General features: G+C 32.5%; 17 protein-coding genes and 2 other annotated features. Of the genes, 5 read left to right on the plus strand and 12 right to left on the minus strand.

Features of this window, described 5'->3' with window-relative positions:
- Window positions 1-94: 94 nt before the first annotated feature.
- The gene (locus CLORY_RS14005; protein ID WP_079425508.1) at window positions 95-1,195 is read right to left on the minus strand and encodes a BMP family lipoprotein; all 1,101 of its coding nucleotides are present in this window, start codon (window positions 1,193-1,195) and stop codon (window positions 95-97) included.
- A gap of 405 nt (window positions 1,196-1,600) precedes the next feature.
- On the opposite strand from CLORY_RS14005, the gene CLORY_RS14010 reads away from it, so the two are divergent.
- Both CLORY_RS14010 and CLORY_RS14015 read left to right on the plus strand, forming a co-directional pair.
- On the plus strand, window positions 1,601-2,251 hold the full coding sequence (locus CLORY_RS14010; protein WP_079425510.1) for a pentapeptide repeat-containing protein: 651 nt from the start codon (window positions 1,601-1,603) through the stop codon (window positions 2,249-2,251).
- A gap of 35 nt (window positions 2,252-2,286) precedes the next feature.
- Window positions 2,287-2,757, plus strand: a complete 471-nt coding sequence (locus CLORY_RS14015) for a pyridoxamine 5'-phosphate oxidase family protein (RefSeq protein WP_079425512.1) — start codon at window positions 2,287-2,289, stop codon at window positions 2,755-2,757.
- A gap of 134 nt (window positions 2,758-2,891) precedes the next feature.
- On the opposite strand, the gene CLORY_RS14020 is transcribed toward CLORY_RS14015, so the two are convergent.
- On the minus strand, window positions 2,892-3,545 hold the full coding sequence (locus CLORY_RS14020; protein ID WP_079425514.1) for an HAD family hydrolase: 654 nt from the start codon (window positions 3,543-3,545) through the stop codon (window positions 2,892-2,894).
- 392 nt (window positions 3,546-3,937) lie between these two features.
- Between CLORY_RS14020 and abc-f the strand changes: the two genes are divergently transcribed.
- The gene (abc-f, locus tag CLORY_RS14025) at window positions 3,938-5,665 is read left to right on the plus strand and encodes a ribosomal protection-like ABC-F family protein (protein ID WP_079425516.1); all 1,728 of its coding nucleotides are present in this window, start codon (window positions 3,938-3,940) and stop codon (window positions 5,663-5,665) included.
- Window positions 5,666-5,706: 41 nt separating this feature from the next.
- On the opposite strand, the gene CLORY_RS14030 is transcribed toward abc-f, so the two are convergent.
- Genes CLORY_RS14030 through leuA form a run of 4 tightly spaced genes read right to left on the minus strand, consistent with a single transcriptional unit; the run spans window position 5,707 to window position 9,941 of the window.
- The gene (locus tag CLORY_RS14030; protein WP_079425518.1) at window positions 5,707-6,789 is read right to left on the minus strand and encodes an Ldh family oxidoreductase; all 1,083 of its coding nucleotides are present in this window, start codon (window positions 6,787-6,789) and stop codon (window positions 5,707-5,709) included.
- A 54-nt stretch (window positions 6,790-6,843) separates the two neighbouring features.
- Entirely contained in the window at window positions 6,844-7,281 is a 438-nt protein-coding gene (locus CLORY_RS14035) for a 2-thiouracil desulfurase family protein (RefSeq protein WP_079425520.1), read from the minus strand.
- A 37-nt stretch (window positions 7,282-7,318) separates the two neighbouring features.
- Window positions 7,319-8,260: a D-2-hydroxyacid dehydrogenase gene (locus CLORY_RS14040; RefSeq protein WP_079425522.1), complete on the minus strand. Its 942-nt coding sequence runs from the start codon at window positions 8,258-8,260 to the stop codon at window positions 7,319-7,321.
- A 16-nt stretch (window positions 8,261-8,276) separates the two neighbouring features.
- The gene (gene leuA / locus CLORY_RS14045; protein ID WP_079425525.1) at window positions 8,277-9,941 is read right to left on the minus strand and encodes a 2-isopropylmalate synthase; all 1,665 of its coding nucleotides are present in this window, start codon (window positions 9,939-9,941) and stop codon (window positions 8,277-8,279) included.
- A gap of 97 nt (window positions 9,942-10,038) precedes the next feature.
- Window positions 10,039-10,310, minus strand: a binding site (T-box leader).
- A gap of 179 nt (window positions 10,311-10,489) precedes the next feature.
- Here leuA and CLORY_RS14050 point away from each other — a divergent pair.
- Window positions 10,490-11,566, plus strand: coding sequence for a polyamine ABC transporter substrate-binding protein (locus CLORY_RS14050; RefSeq protein WP_079425527.1), 1,077 nt, complete (start codon window positions 10,490-10,492; stop codon window positions 11,564-11,566).
- A gap of 127 nt (window positions 11,567-11,693) precedes the next feature.
- On the opposite strand, the gene CLORY_RS14055 is transcribed toward CLORY_RS14050, so the two are convergent.
- The 5 genes from CLORY_RS14055 to CLORY_RS14075 form a co-directional block, all read right to left on the minus strand.
- On the minus strand, window positions 11,694-12,125 hold the full coding sequence (locus CLORY_RS14055; RefSeq protein WP_079425529.1) for a hypothetical protein: 432 nt from the start codon (window positions 12,123-12,125) through the stop codon (window positions 11,694-11,696).
- A 373-nt stretch (window positions 12,126-12,498) separates the two neighbouring features.
- Window positions 12,499-13,674, minus strand: a complete 1,176-nt coding sequence (locus CLORY_RS14060; protein ID WP_079425532.1) for an aminotransferase class I/II-fold pyridoxal phosphate-dependent enzyme — start codon at window positions 13,672-13,674, stop codon at window positions 12,499-12,501.
- On the minus strand, window positions 13,671-14,150 hold the full coding sequence (locus CLORY_RS14065; protein ID WP_079425534.1) for an Lrp/AsnC family transcriptional regulator: 480 nt from the start codon (window positions 14,148-14,150) through the stop codon (window positions 13,671-13,673). Before CLORY_RS14065 ends, CLORY_RS14060 begins: the two co-directional genes overlap by 4 nt.
- A 93-nt stretch (window positions 14,151-14,243) precedes the next feature.
- Window positions 14,244-14,485, minus strand: a binding site (T-box leader).
- A gap of 49 nt (window positions 14,486-14,534) precedes the next feature.
- Entirely contained in the window at window positions 14,535-15,485 is a 951-nt protein-coding gene (locus CLORY_RS14070; protein ID WP_079425537.1) for a glycosyltransferase family 2 protein, read from the minus strand.
- Window positions 15,472-16,749 carry a glycosyltransferase family 39 protein gene (locus CLORY_RS14075; RefSeq protein WP_169911630.1) on the minus strand — a complete coding sequence of 426 codons (1,278 nt, stop codon included), beginning with the start codon at window positions 16,747-16,749 and terminating at the stop codon, window positions 15,472-15,474. Before CLORY_RS14075 ends, CLORY_RS14070 begins: the two co-directional genes overlap by 14 nt.
- Before the next feature lie 136 nt (window positions 16,750-16,885).
- On the opposite strand from CLORY_RS14075, the gene CLORY_RS14080 reads away from it, so the two are divergent.
- Entirely contained in the window at window positions 16,886-17,077 is a 192-nt protein-coding gene (locus CLORY_RS14080) for an H-type small acid-soluble spore protein (protein WP_079425541.1), read from the plus strand.
- A 93-nt stretch (window positions 17,078-17,170) separates the two neighbouring features.
- Here the strand turns inward: CLORY_RS14080 and CLORY_RS14085 are convergent, their stop codons facing one another.
- A complete protein-coding gene (locus tag CLORY_RS14085; RefSeq protein WP_242954420.1) occupies window positions 17,171-18,235 on the minus strand; it encodes an HD-GYP domain-containing protein in 1,065 nt (354 codons plus the stop codon).
- Window positions 18,236-18,435 lie beyond the last annotated feature (200 nt).

Raw genomic sequence — 18,435 nt, forward strand, 5'->3', positions numbered from 1 at the left:
GAATTGTATATTCCATTCCTATAATTATAATAGCTTTACCTAAAAAGGAGCTAGATATATAGCTATACATCTAGCTCCAAAATTTATCTATTCATTATTTTATTGTTACTGGCTTAAATGCCTGAATGTCGGCTTTTGTTGCAGGAACCGTGATTTTTCCGTCAATTACAGCCTTTTTATACTTATCGACTAAATCAAGCACAGCTTTAGGTGTATGTACACTAGATGATGGAGCTACATCAACACCGCCTTCTTTAAGACCAAGGACAGTTACCTGATTGCTCTTTAAAGAACCGTTTATAAAATCTTTTGTAGCCATATATGTTCCATTATCAACTCTCTTCATCATAGAAGTAAGTATTATATCTTTATATTTTGGTAATGACTTGTACTGATCCATATCAACACCAATACCCCATACTTTCTTTCCTGACTTGTTTGCATCCTGTATAGCTTGGAACATACCTACTCCAACGCCACCAGCTGCGTGGTATATAACATCACAACCAGCGTTTATAAGATTTTTACCTTGAGTTTTACCTAACTGGGGATCTTGGAAACTATCTACATACACTGAAGTTTTTCTTGCAATAAGATCCTTAGCAGCTGCTGGATTTACTGACTCAACACCAGCAATAAATCCATACTCAAATTTGTTTATTGTTGGCTGATCCTTACCACCTATAAAACCTACTTTATTAGTTTTAGTCATCTTTCCTGCAATTACGCCAACAAGAAAAGATCCTTCATTTTCTTTAAACGTAATAGAAGATAAGTTTGTACCTTTATCAGGTGAATCTATAATTACAAATTTTGTATCTGGATTGGATTTTGCAGCTTTCTTTATAGCTTCCTCCATTTGATAACCTACCCCGAATACCAGCTTTGACCCATTTTGAACAAGTGCAGTTAAGTTTGGTTCATAATCATCTGAAGAATGTGATTCCAATGCACTATATTGAAATCCAAGTTCGTTCTTTGCTTTATTTATTCCTTCATTTGCAGACTGGTTAAATGATTTATCATTTAATCCACCTTCATCAGTTGTAAGTCCTACTTTAACATCACTTTTTTTACTTGTAGTCGTTTTTTCCTTTGTGTTGCTACCTGCGCTTGTCTTCTTTGAACATCCAACAGCTAAAGTAGCAATAACTGCTATTGCAGATATAACAGCAATTACTCTTTTCTTATTCATTATAAAACACACCTCCAAAAAATCTAAAAAGCTTACAAAGAATACTATAAGCATATACATTTGAACTGTCAATAACTTTATTTTTTTCCTAATTATATTTTAGAATCTTCCCATAATAAAACTTTTTTTAGTATAAATTTATCTTTTTTTAAATTAGTAGGCTATCTTTTTATTCATTTAATATAAAGTGCCTGTACTCATGCTTATTCATTAAAATAAGAGATATTGGTAAATACGAACTTTCTCGCCTTTTTTCTCGATTTACTTCGTCAATTTCAATTAGCTATTTACATTTCTCGACTATTATTATTAAATATGTATATAACATTTTATTAAATGTATTCTAAAAAAACTTCTTATTAAATTTTTTATAGTAATAATTTATAATATATATTGGAGGTATATATGAATACTTATCAAACTTTTAAAATTCAAAAACCAAAACTCTCTTGCTATATAGGTGAATCTAACTTTGATAAAGATATACTTTATAAAGACGGTATAATAAATTCAGCAATAGTTAGTAACTGCTCATTAGAGAATTTTTCCTATGAAAATGCTTCATTTGATGAAGTAGTATTTAAGAATAGCGATTTTAGGAATTGTTCTTTAAAAGGAGCTGAATTGACAGATATACGTTTTATCGATTGTGATCTTTCTAATGCAGATCTTTCTGAAACAATTATATATAGGACAGAATTTATCAATTGTAAACTTGTTGGTACAAACTTTAGTGAAACAACTTTGAAAAATGTACTCTTTCAGAATTGTAACAGTAAGCTTATATTCTTAAGATTCTGTAATCTAAAACAAATTGGCTTTGATAATTGTAACATGTCAGCTTCGGACTTTATAAATTCTCACTTTTCCAAAATATATTTTTCTAAGTGCGATCTTTCTAAGTCCCAGCTATCTGGATCTTCACTTAAAGGTATTGATTTTACAAGTTGTAATATTGACGGTATTGTAGTGAATATCGAGGATCTAAATGGTGCTATAGTCTCAGTATTTCAGGCTGCTTCTCTAGCTGAATTAATGGGATTAATCGTTAAATAATCTATATAATAATATTAAAGGAGCATAAGTCTGCAATGTTTAGAAACATGAAAAGAGCTAATAGAAAACTTCCTGATGAAACTACATTGGAACTGCTGATAAACGGAGAATACGGAGTACTCTCTACCGTAGGCTCAGATGGCTATCCTTATTCCACTCCACTGAACTATGTATATTGGAATAATGCTATCTATATTCATTCTACTACTGACGGTCATAAACTTGACAACATAATTTTCAATCCAAAAGTATCGTTTGCCGTAGTAGCTTATGAAAAAGTATTACCAGTCAAATTCTCGATGGCATACAAAAGTATTGTAATTTTCGGTCAAGCATCTTTATTAGTACAAGAAGAGCTAAAAAAGAACATTCTGGTTTCATTTCTGAATAAATATTCAATTAATTATAAAAGTAAAGGAATGGAATATCTGGATATGGCTATTGCTAAAAGTACTGTTATCGAAATATCAATAGAGCATATCTCTGGAAGAGGCCGAACTGAATAACTTTGTTACTTGCTTAAAATAGTTTATCATTTAAAATACCAATGAGGAATTTTGGAAAAGAATTCTGTTTTGCAGAATTTCTACCAAATAATTTTCTAAACACAAAAGAAAACTCCCCATTTTATATATATTTTTTATAAAGAAATGATTTTAGTATATACTTCTTCTACTGAACCTTCGATATAGTCAGCACCAGCTTTTTGTAACTCTTCGTAGGATCCATAGCCATAAGTTATACCCATGGCATCTATATTATTTTGTTTAGCTCCTATCATATCATGTTTTCTATCACCTATCATAAGCACACTAGACAAATCACTAATTCTATGCTTTTCTATTACATACTTTATAACTTGTCCTTTTTTACTTCTCGTATTATCCATATTACTTCCTACAATATCAGTAAAATATTTATCTAAATTAAAATGTTTCAATATTCTTTTGGCAAATATTTCAGGTTTAGATGTAGCAACGATTAATACAAATTTTAATATATTAAGTTTATCAAGCAGTTCAATTACGCCTTCATACACCTTGTTCTCAAACAACCCTTTTTCTTTATAATATTCTCTGTAGTATTTCGTAGCTTCTTCAGCTTTTTCTTCACTAAAATTACAAAATTCCATAAATGAATCCTTTAATGGAGGACCTATAAACTTTTCTAATGATTGCACATCTTCCTCTACAATTCCATATTTTTTCAATGCATGCTGTACAGCGTTAATTATTCCTTCTTTTGAATCTGTAAGTGTTCCATCTAGATCAAATAAAATATATTTATATTTCAAAATCTTCTTCCTTTCTCTTGAATGTGTATTGTAATATTATTATAACTATATTAATATATATTGTAGTATATATTGTGATGATTGACAATTTATACTGATAATGAAGATTAATTAATATTGAAAGGGTCAGTGTGATGAAATGAGGATTACATTCTTAGCTTAAATTAATTTAATAGTTTGAAAACAATAGAGGAGCTCTATGTTCTATTGTTATGCAAGCATTAGCTAAGGATTGAATTCATTTTTTGCACTTTAAATATAGTTTTTTGTAATGCAGATGAATATATCCATCTGCATTTTTTTGTTCTGTTCAACATTTATTTAAAATCTCAATTTTCAATTCTTATCTTCGCTTCTTAACATGATCATATTGCTCCAAAAGGAGTGATTTTATGTCTTTACTCATGCAATGCTTAAACATAAAAAAACAATATGGTGAATTTAACATTTTAAATGGTGTTAGTTTCAATATAAATACAGGAGACAAATTAGGGCTTGTAGGTATCAATGGAGCCGGTAAAACTACACTAGCCAATATACTTTCTCGGAATATATCCTGTGATGAAGGGAGCCTAATCTACCATAAGCAGGCTATGTGTTTATCCTATCTAAAGCAAACATCAGATTATGATGAGGATTCTTTGGGAGAATTTAGAAGTGATCGCAGACAGCAAAAAGCAGAATTCTATAAGGCTTGCGATGAATTGAATGTTTCTTACTTGGTTAACGGTAAGAACAGCTGCCACTGGGATAAATTAAGCGGAGGAGAAAAAATAAAATTGCTGCTGGCAAAGGTTATAACTTCCAAATCAGATTTTCTAATTCTAGACGAACCTACAAATCACTTGGATCTATCTGGAATCACCTGGCTTATAGATAAGCTTTCCAAATACAAAGGGACTGTGCTTGTCATTTCTCACGACAGATATTTTCTAGATGCCGTGGCTACAAAGATAGTAGAGCTTGATAATGGTAAAGCTCATATGTACCAAGGAAACTATTCCTTTTATAGAGATGAAAAAAAGAAAGCCTATGATAGTCAGCTAAATGCTTATTTGCTTCAGGAAAATTACAAAAATAAAATCGATTCTGAAATAAACAATCTAAAAAACTGGTCCTATAAAGCCCATAAGGAATCTGCCGCAAAAGCTATAGCTATGGGCAATAAAATGGGCGGCAAAGAGCACTTAAGAACTAAAGCGAAAAAGATGGATAATCAAATTAAATCCAGAATTAAGAGGTTAGAAAAAATAGATATTGAAGGTGTTACAAAGCCTAAAGAAGAAAAAAATATAAATTTTTCGCTGATGGATAGTCATAAGGTTACAAAATCGATACTATCAGTAGTGGATCTATCAAAATCATATGGAAGTAATATTGTATTTCATAAAAGTACTTTCTATATAAATCGTGAGGAAAAGGTTGGAATATATGGTATAAATGGATGCGGTAAAACTACGCTTCTTAAAATACTTCTTAACAAAGAAACATATGAAGGAAAACTTAGTATATCTAAAGGAATTAATATTGGTTATATAAGTCAGGATGTATTAGATCTTCCTGAAGATAAAACTATTCTTGAATACCTTGATCCTAAGAATAATGATGAAATGGGAACAATTATTTCAAATCTATATAATTTAGGATTTGACTCTGCAGCTGTAAGTAAGAAGCTTTTTCAACTTAGTATGGGTGAAAAAATGAAAATAAAACTGACAATGATGATAAAAAATAATAACGATGTTTTAATTCTTGATGAACCCACTAACCATATGGATCTCCATTTCCGAGAGCAGCTTGAAACCGTGCTTGAAAACTTTACCGGAACCTTGCTACTAGTCACTCATGATAGGTATATGCTTGAACGAATCTGTAATAAGCTGCTTGTCTTTGAACATAAAGCTATTAAAAAAGTAGATTCTGGATTTAAAGAATATATCTCAAGGCCGCAAATTAAAGAAAAGCAGGAAGATAAACTCACACTTATCAACAATGAGTTAACTTTCGTAATAAGCAAATTATCTACCTGTAAAAAAGATAGTGAAGAATATAAAGAACTTGATACTAAATACACTGAACTTATTAAAATGAAAAGAAAACTTTCGTCCAATTTTACGTAGTAGAACTAAAAAATGTCAAGTGCCTGGCACTTGACATTTTTTTATATATATTCTTCCATATCTATCCTTAGGTAATCACATATTTCTTTAATCTCTTTTATAGTACTGTCATTTATAGGAATTCCATTTTTCTTTCTGTCCTCGTATGCTTCAACTTCTTTTTCTCCATGAGTATATATTCTATCATGTCCGTCAGCCTTAGCAGATTCTCTTAACTTTTGAAGATATACAGACATACTTTTTTCTATTTCAGTCTTGTCCCCAAACAATCCATAATCAATAGCCATAAATCCATGGCTTACACCATCTATATTACCAGCAAAACGTACTCTGTCACTTGTAAGTCCTCCTGAAAGTATAGATGTGAATAATTCCACTGCTACCCCAAGTCCATAACCTTTATGCCCGCTGAACAATTCACCTTCACCGCCTAAAGGCAGTATTCCGCCCTTATCACTGTTATTTGTAAGATAAACAATTTCATTAGCATCCGCTGCATTCTTTCCATCTGCACCTACAGCCCAACCTGCTGGAAGAGGTTTATTATTCTTGCCATACACTTCAATTTTTCCTCTAGTTACAACACTAGTAGACATGTCCAATATAAACGGAATAGGCTTTGCAGGCATGGCTATAGATATAGGATTTGTACCTATAAACTGCTGCTTTCCAAAGGTAGGAGTAACTACAGCTTGAGTATTAGTCATAGATATCCCTAAAAGTCCTTCTTTTTCTGCCATTCTTGAGTAATAGCCGGCTATCCCATAATGGTTTGAATTTCTAACAACTGCCATACCAATTCCAGTAATCTTAGCTTTCTCTATAGCCTTTTCCATAGCCATTTTAGATACTAATTGTCCCATGGCCTTATTTCCGTCTACGACTACTGATACAGGAGTTTCTTTGACAATTACAGGCTTGTTATTAACCTCTATTCTTCCACATTTTATTCCGTTATAATACAAGATAAGCCTTTGTACCCCATGTGACTCTATTCCAAACATATCTGAAGCTATAAGCACATCCGTAATAATACTACTATCCTCTTCTGAAAATCCATAGCCCTTGAAAACTCTTTTGCTTAATGCTTCTATCTTTTTATAATTATACTTCTTATAACTCATTTCTTTCGCCCCACAATTATAATTTTTAATTTTTAACAAAACATTGTTGAATATCTATATATCAGTTGCTTCATCCTCTGTATATACTTCAATACCATTTTTCATTAGTAATTCTGCAGTAAAACCTTTGCCTTCTATAAGCTTACCTGTAAAGGATCCATCATAAATAGACTTACAGCCGCAGGATGGACTTTTAGCTTTTAGTATGGCTTTTTTTATTTCTTTGCTTTCGGCTATCTCAAGGCTTTTCTTAGCTCCCTCAGTATATTGTTTTGTATAGTCTTTTCCGTCTTTCCCTATAACTCTTCTATTGCCTTGTTCATCTTCAATTATCTCGCACGGGATTCTAGGTGTGGAAAGGCCTCCAAGCTGCTCAGGACATATAAGCACAGCTTTTCCATCTTCAACTAATTTTTTTATATATTCAATTTCACTGCTTTTGCCATCATATCTGCATTTTTCCCCAGCTAAACAAGCACTAACCAAATACATAATTAATTCATCATTCCTCGTCTATAATTTCTAATTATTAATACCCTCTCCTTATGTCTACTAAGTTTACTAAATCAATTTTATCTTGTTCCAGTTGCTGTAGAGTACTCAAGAAACATTCCACTGCTTCTTCTGGAGAAGTTATAGCCGCTATATGAGGAGTTATAGTTATCTCCCGCTTGCCCCAAAGCTTGGAAGCAGAACTAAGTGGCTCCTCTTTAAAAACATCTAACACAGCTATTCTAATTTTTCGCTTACCAATTGCCTTTAACAATGCTTCTTCATCTAGGGTAGTCCCCCTACCTACATTTATGAAACCAACATCGTTAAATTTATTTAAAAAGTCCCCATTTATCATGTTTTCAGTGCTTTTAGTATGAGGCAGTGTGCTTATTATCCAATCTATCTTTATATTTAATGCCCCCATATTATCTATAGTCACTACCTCATTAAAATACTTTTTGGCTTTTCCACTGGCAGATATTCCAAATACACTGCACCCAAATACTGATAATCTTTTTGCAACTTCTTGGGCAATCTGTCCTGTTCCCAAAATCAGTACATTTTGTCCAAAAAGTCCTTTAGGTGTATGCATCTGCCATAGTTTTTCCTTTTGCTGACAGCTGAATATATGGTGTTTTTGTGCATCTGCCAACATATAACTGATACAGTATTCACTGATCTTTTCCCCAAAAGAACATATAGTCCTAGTCAGCAAAATACCGTCCTGCCATTTTCTATTCAATATAAAACTATCCACTCCTGCCCCTAAGGAATGTATCCATTTCATATTATAGAAGCTGAAGTTATCTACAGGTTTGAATCCCACATAAGCATCAGCCCACTTTAGTTTTTCTTCATCCACTTCATCCTCTGGAAGGAATAAAAACTCTCGATTGCGACTTTCCGCTCTTTCCTTGATTATGCCTTCGATATCTTTATATAACCTTCCAGTCACTAATATTCTATTAATATTCATAAGTGTTTTACCATTTCTAGCTGCATCTATTAAGTGCACTTATTAGTGCATTAAGTGATGAAGTGTCAATATTTTCTGATATTCCTACTCCAAAATATCTTTTTCCTTTGTTTTCAATCTGAATGTATGTTACTGCTCTTGAATGCGATCCGCCTTCCAATGCATGTTCATCATACGAAATAAATTTACATCCATTTATATTATTGTCATGCAGCGCATTAAAAAATGCATCTACTGGTCCGTTGCCTATACCTTGAATTGTCTTTTCCTTTCCCCTAATAACCATCGCTGCTTTTATACTTACATTGTTCTTCTCGGTTTCAACATCCTGAACGGATTGTATTTCATAGTTCTTAAGTTTGTAGGGTTCCTTTTTTGCTAGATATTCTTCTTTAAATAGGTCAAATATTTGTTCAGGTGTAAGTTCTGTTCCCAATGTATCAGACTTTTCCTTAACAACGGAACCAAATTCTCCATGCATAGCCTTAGGAAGTATAAATCCAAAATCACTTTCCATTATATAAGCGGTACCACCTTTTCCAGATTGACTGTTTATACGTATTATTTCCTCATATTCTCTTCCTACATCATGTGGATCGATAGCTAAATATGGCACTTCCCAAATCTTGCTTTGAGATTTTTCCATAGCATGAAGGCCTTTTCTTATAGCATCCTGATGTGAACCTGAAAATGCGGTATATACAAGCTCTCCTGCATAAGGATGTCTAGCATGAATATCCATTTTAGTACACTCCTGATACATTTTAGCCAAACCGCTTAAATCCGAAAAATCAAGCTTAGGATCAATTCCCTGAGAATAAAGATTCATTCCCATTACAACTATGTCCAAATTACCTGTTCTTTCTCCATTGCCGAATAGTGTGCCTTCAACTCTGTCAGCTCCAGCCAATAGTCCCAATTCGCTAGCTGCAGTACAGGTTCCTCTGTCATTATGTGTATGAAGACTTAATATAACTGCTTCTCTATTAGAGAGATTACCTAAAAACCATTCTATTTGATCTGCGTACACATTAGGTGTAGCCATCTCCACTGTAGCTGGAAGATTTATAATTGCTCTATTTTCTTTAGTTGGCTTCCATACGTTAAGTACCTCTTCGCATATTTCAAGTGCATACTCAAGTTCTGTTCCTGTAAAACTCTCTGGAGAATATTCAAACGTGAAATTAGTTTCTGGATATTTTTCCTTATATTCATTTAATAGCTTTGCCCCATGTACAGCTATTCCTATTATTTCACGTTTACTCATTCCAAATACTACTTTTCGTTGAAGCACTGAGGTTGAATTATAAAGATGTACAATAGCATTCTTTACACCTTTTAAAGCTTCAAAGGTTTTCTCGATAAGATGATCTCTAGATTGTGTCAGCACCTGTATTGTTACATCATTTGGAATTAAGTTTTCTTCTATCAATCTTCTTATAAATGTGTATTCTGTATTAGATGCTGAAGGAAATCCAACCTCAATTTCTTTAAAGCCCATTTTGACTAATTCCTTAAACATCCTTATTTTTTCATCTACATTCATAGGTACTGGAAGAGCTTGATTTCCATCCCTAAGATCAACACTGCACCATATCGGAGCCTTTTCTATCTGTCTGTCAGGCCATTTACGATTCTTTAAATTCACACAAGGATATTTCTGATATTTTTGAAAATTCATTTTTTTACACCCCTCTATCTTATTTCAGCTTGCCCTATACTGAAAGGTATATACCTTACGGTAATTACCTAGAAAAATAAAAAAGCTCGTCTCTTAACAAAGAGACGAGATATAACCCGCGGTACCACTCTAATTGACTTTCTAAGTAAAAAACTTTAGAAACCCTCTTTTTCGATGGCTTCAAAACATTGACACTCGTTCAATGGCCATTACCATCTATCCCTGTAACGTGGGAACACGTTCAACCCTACAAAAACTCTTAGGCGACAGCTCAGAGACGAGTTCAAGATATGGAAACTACCGAATCGCAGCACCTTCGGCTCTCTTAAAATTTCTTTCATCTTTACTATTTCTCTTCAAAGCATTTTGTTGAGTATAATTATACAACGGCAGAATATATTTGTAAAGGATAATTTTAATAATTTTTTCCTCATTCAAAATTCCCAATTCCTATTCATTGACAATTATTATTACTAATTATATAATTATCCCAGTTTGTTTTATTGGAATTCTTATTATTAGAATATCAGATAAGGTGGTAAATTGTTATGTTAAAAAGCAAGTACGTTAGTTTATTTTTATCAGCAATATTAGTTGTTTCAACTCTATCTTTGTATGGCTGTAATTCTTCAAAAAGATCTAAATCTGGTGATGAAAAAGTTCTTAATGTATTTACCTGGGCCAATTACATACCTGATGCTGTAGTAAAAGATTTTGAAAAAGATACTGGAATAAAGGTTAATTATAGTCCTTTTTCTAGTAATGAGGAAATGCTCACTAAGCTTCAAGCAGTAAACGGTGGTCAGTATGATGTAATTGTATGCAGTGATTATATAATACAACTTATGACAAAGCAGAAGAATGTTTTGCTAAAGCCCATAATAAAAAGTAAAATTCCTAATTTTAAAAATGTAAATCCAGTGTATTTAAAACAGTATTATGATAAAACAAATAGATACTCAATTCCGTATGTAGCTGGCAGTGAAATGATTGTATATAATTCAGATAAAATAAAGACTCCTATTACAAGCTACAAACAATTGTGGAATCCCTCATATAAAAATTCAATTGCATTACTTGATGATGAACGTTCTGTAATAGGAATGGCTCTAAAGGTTTTGGGATATGGTATTAATGAAACTGATCCTAAAAAATTAGATCAAGCTAAAAAACTTTTAAAGAAACTTAAGCCAAATGTTAAGGTATTCGATGCAGATACTCCTCATAAGAGTCTTATAAGCGGTGATTGCAATATAGGTGTTATGTATGGATCACAAGCTTCTGCTGCAGTAAAAGCTGATCCTAAGTTTAAAATAGCATATCCTAAAGAAGGTATGAATGTAAGTATAGACAATTTTGTGATTCCTATTAAGGCTCCCCACGAAAAAAATGCCGAAAAATTTATTAATTATATGCTGAGTGGTAAAGAAAGCAGTAAAGCTTCTAAAATAATAGAATATTTAAACACAAATACTGATGCAAAAAAATATATGTCAAAATCATACCTAAATAACAAAGCTGTCTTTATTCCTGAAAAACTTATAAAGAGTGCTCAGCACTTGGTGGATGTAGGCTCATCCAACAAGACATATGATGCAATTTGGACAGAATTTAAGCAAGAATAGTATACCGAGAATGTGGGACGTACTCAGATTTATTTACACAAATCTGAGTACGCTCTTGTTTCCAAATCTCCTTATTCTCTCGCTGCTGAAAATTAACTAAATTTCATTTAGCAAATATAAAATAGTTTTATGGTCTGATTCTTGCAGCTGTAAAAGTTATTGGTCCTGCAACATAAGCATTCTTATTACCGGTTGTCTCTTGAACAGTTAATACATACTTAACATTTGTAGCATTTTTATTTATAGCATCTACATAAGACAATGGTACATTCACAAAATCGCCGTCGCCTTCCTTGTCAACTTCTTGAGTAACTTGATAAACTTCTCTTCCAGGAATCAGTACATCACCTTTAAATATCTTTATATCAAAAGTAGCATAGGTTGTTTCATCATCATTATCAACGCCGCCAACTACAGCATTTAGCCAGATAAGATCACCTACTATAACTTCGTCTATAACAAGTTCTCCTATTACAGTAGGAGTAGCTGTTACAGGAATTAAATTATCAGTTGGTACATTTCCTGCAACAAAATAGTCAAATTGCTGTACTGTTGCCATATAAATTCCTCCTAGATTATTAATTAATTTAAACTTTAATTGATTATGCCCTAATTCATAACACTATAAAGGCAATAGAACCTCTGATAAATACATATTTATGTCGCTACCAAACTGCGTTGTTAGTATATACCTTCCATCGGTTGCTACTTTATTTATAGCATAATCTCAGTTCAATACATTGTATGACAATAGTACCTTACTTGTTACTCCATTTGACAATAAACATATTTTGCAGTATCTCTTAACATAATTAGTACTCGATTTATGTCACTATAGATGTATAAACCACCAAATTTAATTGAATGTTAAAAAAATAGAACCTTTCATTAATAATTTCTAATTACTAATGAAAAGCCCTAATCTCTCATTCCTAATTCTTAGCTTCCAATTTATAAACAAATCTCTTTATTCTCTTCATGGCCTCAATAATGTTCTCCATCGAAGAGGCATAGCATGCTCTTATAAACCCTTCTCCACACTCTCCAAAAGCATTTCCTGGTATAGCAAGGACTTTCTCCTCTATTAAAAGTTTTTCACAAAAATCATCAGAAGTCATGCCTGTACTCTTTATTGAAGGGAATACATAAAAAGCACCAAGAGGCTCGAAACATTTCATGCCCATATTTCTAAAGCCATCTACCATTACTCTTCTCCTTCTATTATACTCCTTAACCATTTCATCAACTGAATTTTGACTGTTTTTAAGTGCTTCAATAGCTGCATATTGTGCCAAAGTTGGAGCGCACATTATTGCATACTGATGTATCTTTTTCATCTGTTCTATAAGCAGTGGATGTCCACAGACATATCCCAGTCTCCACCCTGTCATTGCAAAAGCTTTGGAAAAACCATTTATTACAATAGTTTTTTCTTTCATCTCCGGAAAGCTTGCTATAGAAACATGCTCTTTAGCATACGTAAGCTCTGAATATATCTCATCTGATATAACTATTACATCCTTATCTTTTAGATACTCAACGATAGGTTTTAACTCTTCTCTAGTCATTATAGCCCCTGTTGGATTATTAGGATATGGCACTATAATGACCTTAGTTTTTTCGGTCATAACACTATCTAAAAGTTCCGGAGTAAGTTTAAACTCATCTTCCTCTCTTAAGTTAAGTACTTTAGCTGTAGCACCAGTAAAAGCTGTACATCCTTTATATGCTACAAAGCTTGGTTCTGGCACTATAACCTCATCCCCAGGTCCTACTAAAGCTCTAAGAGCTATATCTATACCTTCACTCCCCCCGACTGTCACTATAATTTCATCAGAGGAGTTATATTTCAAGCCGTATCTTCTGTTAAGATACTTTGAAATTTGGTCTCTCAGCTCAAGAAAACCGGCATTAGAAGAATAATGTGTATGTCCTTTCTCTAACGAATATATACCTGCTTCACTTATGTTCCATGGAGTTATAAAATCTGGTTCACCAACACCAAGAGATATAACGCCCTCCATTTCATTTATTAGATCAAAGTATTTCCTTATACCCGAAGGCGGCATCTCCATTACGTTCTTTTTTATCATTGATTCTATATTCATATAAATATAGCCTCCCTATCGTCCTTTGGTTTTTCTTTAAAAATAGTCCCTTTATCCTTGTATTTTTTCAGCACAAAATGTGTAGCTGTACTCAATACATACTCTTGAACCGCCAGTTTTTCCGCAACGAAAAGCGCGACCTTCTTCATTGTTTCACCCTCAACTATAACGGTCAAATCGAAACCTCCAGACATTAGATAACAGGCTTTTACCTCAGGGAATTTATAAATTCTCTCGGCAACTTTATCAAAGCCTTCTCCTCTTTGAGGAGTAACTCTTACCTCTATAAGCGCAGTAACACTTTCTTTAGAAGTGTTCTCCCAGTTGATTAATGTACTGTAACCAACTATGATGTTTTCTTTTTCATACTCTTCAATAGCTTTGTTTACTTCCTCAACTGTTTTACCAGTCATCGCAGCTATTTCTTCATGAGTGTATCTGCTGTTCTTTTCTAAGATTTCAAGAATTTCCTCCATAAAAATTGCCCTCCTTTTAATGTAAGGAACATATTTAAAGTTAATGTTCCTAAATTAATAAAAATAAATATAAAAAAACTTCTTCACTCCCCATAAAGGGACGAAGAAGTTACCGCGGTACCACCCTAATTGATGCAATAATGCATCCTGCTCTAAGGAACAACAATTCCTTTACTCTATAACGTGAGTAGACGTCTATATCTAATTGGATATAAATCCATTTTTCAACAAGAGATTCAGAAGCTGCTTTCTATAGAACTAAACTGCTATATTTCCATCAACAATAGCTCTCTTTAAGTTTCATTCTATATACTCCTCTTCATCAATATCTTTATTATATATCTTTCTAGCTATTATACTCGATATAAAAAAATATTTCAACCATTATTCGTCTTCATCTTTAAAATTTAATTTTTCTTTTATAACATACATAGGCCTGTTTTTACTTTCATCATATATCCTGGCTATATATTCTCCTATTATGCCCATGGCAAAAAGTTGCATACCACCTAGAAACGTTATTGTTACCATGATAGAGGCCCACCCTGCTGTCGCATGTGAAGTCGTAAGTTTTATAACTATAGAATAAATTAATAATACTATAGAAATAAACACTGTAGCAAGGCCCATGAGGCTAACAAATTTTAACGGCTTATTCGAAAAGGATATAATACCATCATATGCAAAGTTAATCATTTTGCTAAGAGAATATTTGGTCTTTCCTGCAAATCTTTTTTCTCTCTCATATTCAATTGCAGTCTGTTTAAAGCCTATCCAGCTTACCATCCCTCTAATGAATCGATTTCGTTCAGGCATAGTTTTAAATATATCCACTACTTTTCTGTCCATAAGTCTAAAGTCACCTGTATCTTTTGGTATATCTACATCAGACATATAATTAATAAATCTGTAGAAATATTTGGCGGTAATAAGCTTAAATAAAGTTTCACCTTCCCTATGCTTTCTTTTTCCATATACAACATCATAACCTTGTTGTTTAATTTTTACCATTTCCTCAATAAGTTCTGGCGGATCCTGAAGGTCTGCGTCTATCAGTACTACAACATCTCCCTCAGCATTACATATTCCTGCTGTAACGGCAGTCTGATGCCCGAAATTTCTAGAAAAATTTATAACCCTTGCTCTCGTATCTGTAGCCGCTATGCTCCTGAGAATAATTTCCGTGTTATCTCTGCTGCCATCATTCACAAAAATTATCTCATATTCAATTTTAAGAGAGATAAGTACCTTAGTGAGTCTCTTATAGCATTCTTCTACTACTTTCTCCTCATTATACATCGGTACTACTACTGATATACTTCTAACTTCGTTCATAGCTAGCTTTGCCTCCTCTGTACTTTTTAATTACTGATTCTGCTACAGCCAACGCAGCCATTATATAGTAAGACCACAATGGAAACAGGTATCTAGGCTGACCTTCAAATATAAAACTTATAGCGGCGTAAAATGCCATAAGAAGAATTATAAAAATGTGAATTTTACCCAGCTTGTGTTCTCGAAATAATGTACTTATTCTATCAAGTAGATATATCAGTACAGCAATTGAAAATACCATGTGGATAATTAATGTGATTATGTTAATTACCGAATAAACGCTTTGAGGTAAATGCTTTTGATCTTTTAAATAGCCTGTAGCCCAAAAAGCATTATCTGGAACTACAAATACATTAGCTAATTTCTTAAATCCAACTTTAACAAAATCCACTGGGTTATGAAGAATCCAATTATAGGCAAGTTTTTTCCCTTCCTCATCTACTTTCACTTCATTCCAAAACTCATCATTTTTATGTTTGTATATTTTTAAAGGACTGTTCGGAATTTTAAATGGATCCTGCCATGCTCCTGTTGCATAGGGATTATTATTTACATACAAGTTATACCCACCATTTGTAGATATAGGTATGAACTTATGAAAAATTGTATAATTCCTTATAGTCCAAGGAGCTATGACAATTGCCATCATAACGGTGATTAGCATCAAGCTTTTCAATGCTAATTTCAAGTTAAATTCCGTAAAAATATAATAAACAAAGATAAGAAATTGAAATATCATCATATAAGGCTTAATAAGTGCAGCTATTCCTATGATAGCTCCAAGTAGAATGTCTTTATATTTTAAATTTGAAAATAATACATATGTAATAAGCAGTAATGACGTAGTAAACAATACCTCGGTACTAACTACACTAGTGTACATTATTTGTATTGGCATTACTGAAAAAAGTGCTGCCGCTAATAGAATAACTTTTTTATTGAATCCTGTCTGCTTCATTATAGCCATAATTAATAGTATATTTACAACAGACAATACTATATTCGCTATTTTAGCTGCTATAATACTGCTGCCAAATAGGAAATAAATCGTAACAAGAAACGCTGAATATCCTATAGGCTCGTATGCTGATAAATATCCATATATCCTATATCCTTTTCCACTTAATATTGACAAGGCTCCTTTATGATATAAAAGGAAATCAGAAACTGGAACAGTTGGAATAAATACCATCCATAGTATCCTTAGCGCTACAGCTGCTAGTAAAATAGCTATTATAGTTTTATTGTTTTTTAAATATTTCAAAGCCATCACATCCATAAAATTATCCTATCATATTCTTAAAATAATATAAAGATTATAATAACCTCTATTTATATAGAATTTCAACAGAATCTATGGACATACTAATATTATAATAATAAATAAAGAAGGTGATAGCTTGGATAAAAAAAGAGTTATTGAAATTATGGATTCTTTAGGCGTTATTGATGTTGAATGTAAAGGCAAACCTGTATGGATAGAAAGTATCAGAAGTAATGGTCAAGCCAAAGTACGAGACTTAAATGAAGAAAATGAACTTTTAGTTGATATTTCCGATTTACAAGAAGTTGACTCCCATTTAGATATGTAAAATGTATATTTTTTACTTTAATCATAAAAGCTGTGCCATATCAGTTCTTCTGACTATTACGGCACAGCATGTACACTAAATAATTTAAGTTGATTAAAATACTAAACTCTCTACTCTAAGATTCTTCTCTTTTTTTAAATCAATAAATGTTGAACCATCCAGCACTAAAGGTCTTAAAATATCATTAGGGTCTACCTGTATTATTTTACACACTCTTCCATCGTTCATGCGTGCATTTTCACCCATATAGTAATTTACAATATGCTCTACAAATATCTTTGTATATTCATAATCTAACTTTAATAAACTTTCTTTTTTAATTTCTTCAAGAGCACTAAATGGATCACTGTTAGCTTTATGATTTTTATTTGAACTTATAGCCTCGAAAGTATCAGCTATAGCTATTATCTTACCAAATGCATGTATCTTTTCACCACTTATTCCCAATGGGTACCCAGAACCATCACATCTTTCATGGTGCATAAGCACCCCATAGCTTACAGAACTATCTAAAAATTGTATCTGCTTTACTATCTCATATCCTATTATAGGATGAGATTTTATAGTCTTCCATTCACTTTCTGTAAGTTTTCCACTCTTATTGAGTACGCCCTTATCAATTTTTGTCTTTCCATAGTCATGAAGTATAGATGAATAGTTAATTAAATTTATTTGATTATCGTCTAGTCCAATCCATTTGCCTAGCAAAGTACTAAGTGCAGCCACATTCACTGAATGTCTATATATACGATCATTCCCGCTTCCATAAAGGACTATGTTCTTTATTATTATGCTCGGAGAATCTAAATGCTTCTGTATTTTTTTTACGAAATTACGAACATCATCAATATTTGCCTTTCCAGTGTATCCAATTTCATTAAACATGTCCTTCATTTCATAAGAATACTCTTGAAAAATTTCGTCCACCTGTGCCATAGTTTTAGATTGACTGGTTTCACTTATTCCTTCTTCTTCCAGATACACCGCAAGTATGGTCTCAGCATACTTTTCCATTAACGTACTTATTGTTTCAGCTTTAATTTCTTTTCCTTCTGCTACAAGCAAAATATTATTTGATTTAATATCTTCCGCAGCAATCATCCCTGGGATTATATCTTTAATGTTCAAAAACCTTTTTACTCTGTTCACACCTAACATAACCTTTCTTATTAAAATTACTCTTCAGTAATTTATCTGACTAAATTTAGTATATAAAATACTGCTCCAAAAAAAGTCGCATAAAGTCCATTAGCTTTTATTTTATTTTTATTCTTAACAGAAGTATCTTATCTTCAGTATGTTTTCTGCATATTAAAGTTATTATGTCTACTAACATCTAATAAGCTTCTATATATAAT

Source organism: Clostridium oryzae (assembly GCF_002029235.1).
Taxonomy (GTDB): Bacteria; Bacillota; Clostridia; order Clostridiales; family Clostridiaceae; genus Clostridium_AE; species Clostridium_AE oryzae.

Bases quoted from the DNA above. Each gene is read 5' to 3' on its own strand.
- CLORY_RS14005 (WP_079425508.1), bottom strand. From the start codon at position 1,195: ATGAATAAGAAAAGAGTAATTGCTGTTATATCTGCAATAGCAGTTATT.
- CLORY_RS14010 (WP_079425510.1), top strand. From the start codon at position 1,601: ATGAATACTTATCAAACTTTTAAAATTCAAAAACCAAAACTCTCTTGC.
- CLORY_RS14015 (WP_079425512.1), top strand. From the start codon at position 2,287: ATGTTTAGAAACATGAAAAGAGCTAATAGAAAACTTCCTGATGAAACT.
- abc-f (WP_079425516.1), top strand. From the start codon at position 3,938: ATGTCTTTACTCATGCAATGCTTAAACATAAAAAAACAATATGGTGAA.
- CLORY_RS14030 (WP_079425518.1), bottom strand. From the start codon at position 6,789: ATGAGTTATAAGAAGTATAATTATAAAAAGATAGAAGCATTAAGCAAA.
- CLORY_RS14035 (WP_079425520.1), bottom strand. From the start codon at position 7,281: ATGTATTTGGTTAGTGCTTGTTTAGCTGGGGAAAAATGCAGATATGAT.
- CLORY_RS14040 (WP_079425522.1), bottom strand. From the start codon at position 8,260: ATGAATATTAATAGAATATTAGTGACTGGAAGGTTATATAAAGATATC.
- leuA (WP_079425525.1), bottom strand. From the start codon at position 9,941: ATGAATTTTCAAAAATATCAGAAATATCCTTGTGTGAATTTAAAGAAT.
- CLORY_RS14050 (WP_079425527.1), top strand. From the start codon at position 10,490: ATGTTAAAAAGCAAGTACGTTAGTTTATTTTTATCAGCAATATTAGTT.
- CLORY_RS14055 (WP_079425529.1), bottom strand. From the start codon at position 12,125: ATGGCAACAGTACAGCAATTTGACTATTTTGTTGCAGGAAATGTACCA.
- CLORY_RS14060 (WP_079425532.1), bottom strand. From the start codon at position 13,674: ATGAATATAGAATCAATGATAAAAAAGAACGTAATGGAGATGCCGCCT.
- CLORY_RS14065 (WP_079425534.1), bottom strand. From the start codon at position 14,150: ATGGAGGAAATTCTTGAAATCTTAGAAAAGAACAGCAGATACACTCAT.
- CLORY_RS14070 (WP_079425537.1), bottom strand. From the start codon at position 15,485: ATGAACGAAGTTAGAAGTATATCAGTAGTAGTACCGATGTATAATGAG.
- CLORY_RS14085 (WP_242954420.1), bottom strand. From the start codon at position 18,235: ATGTTAGGTGTGAACAGAGTAAAAAGGTTTTTGAACATTAAAGATATA.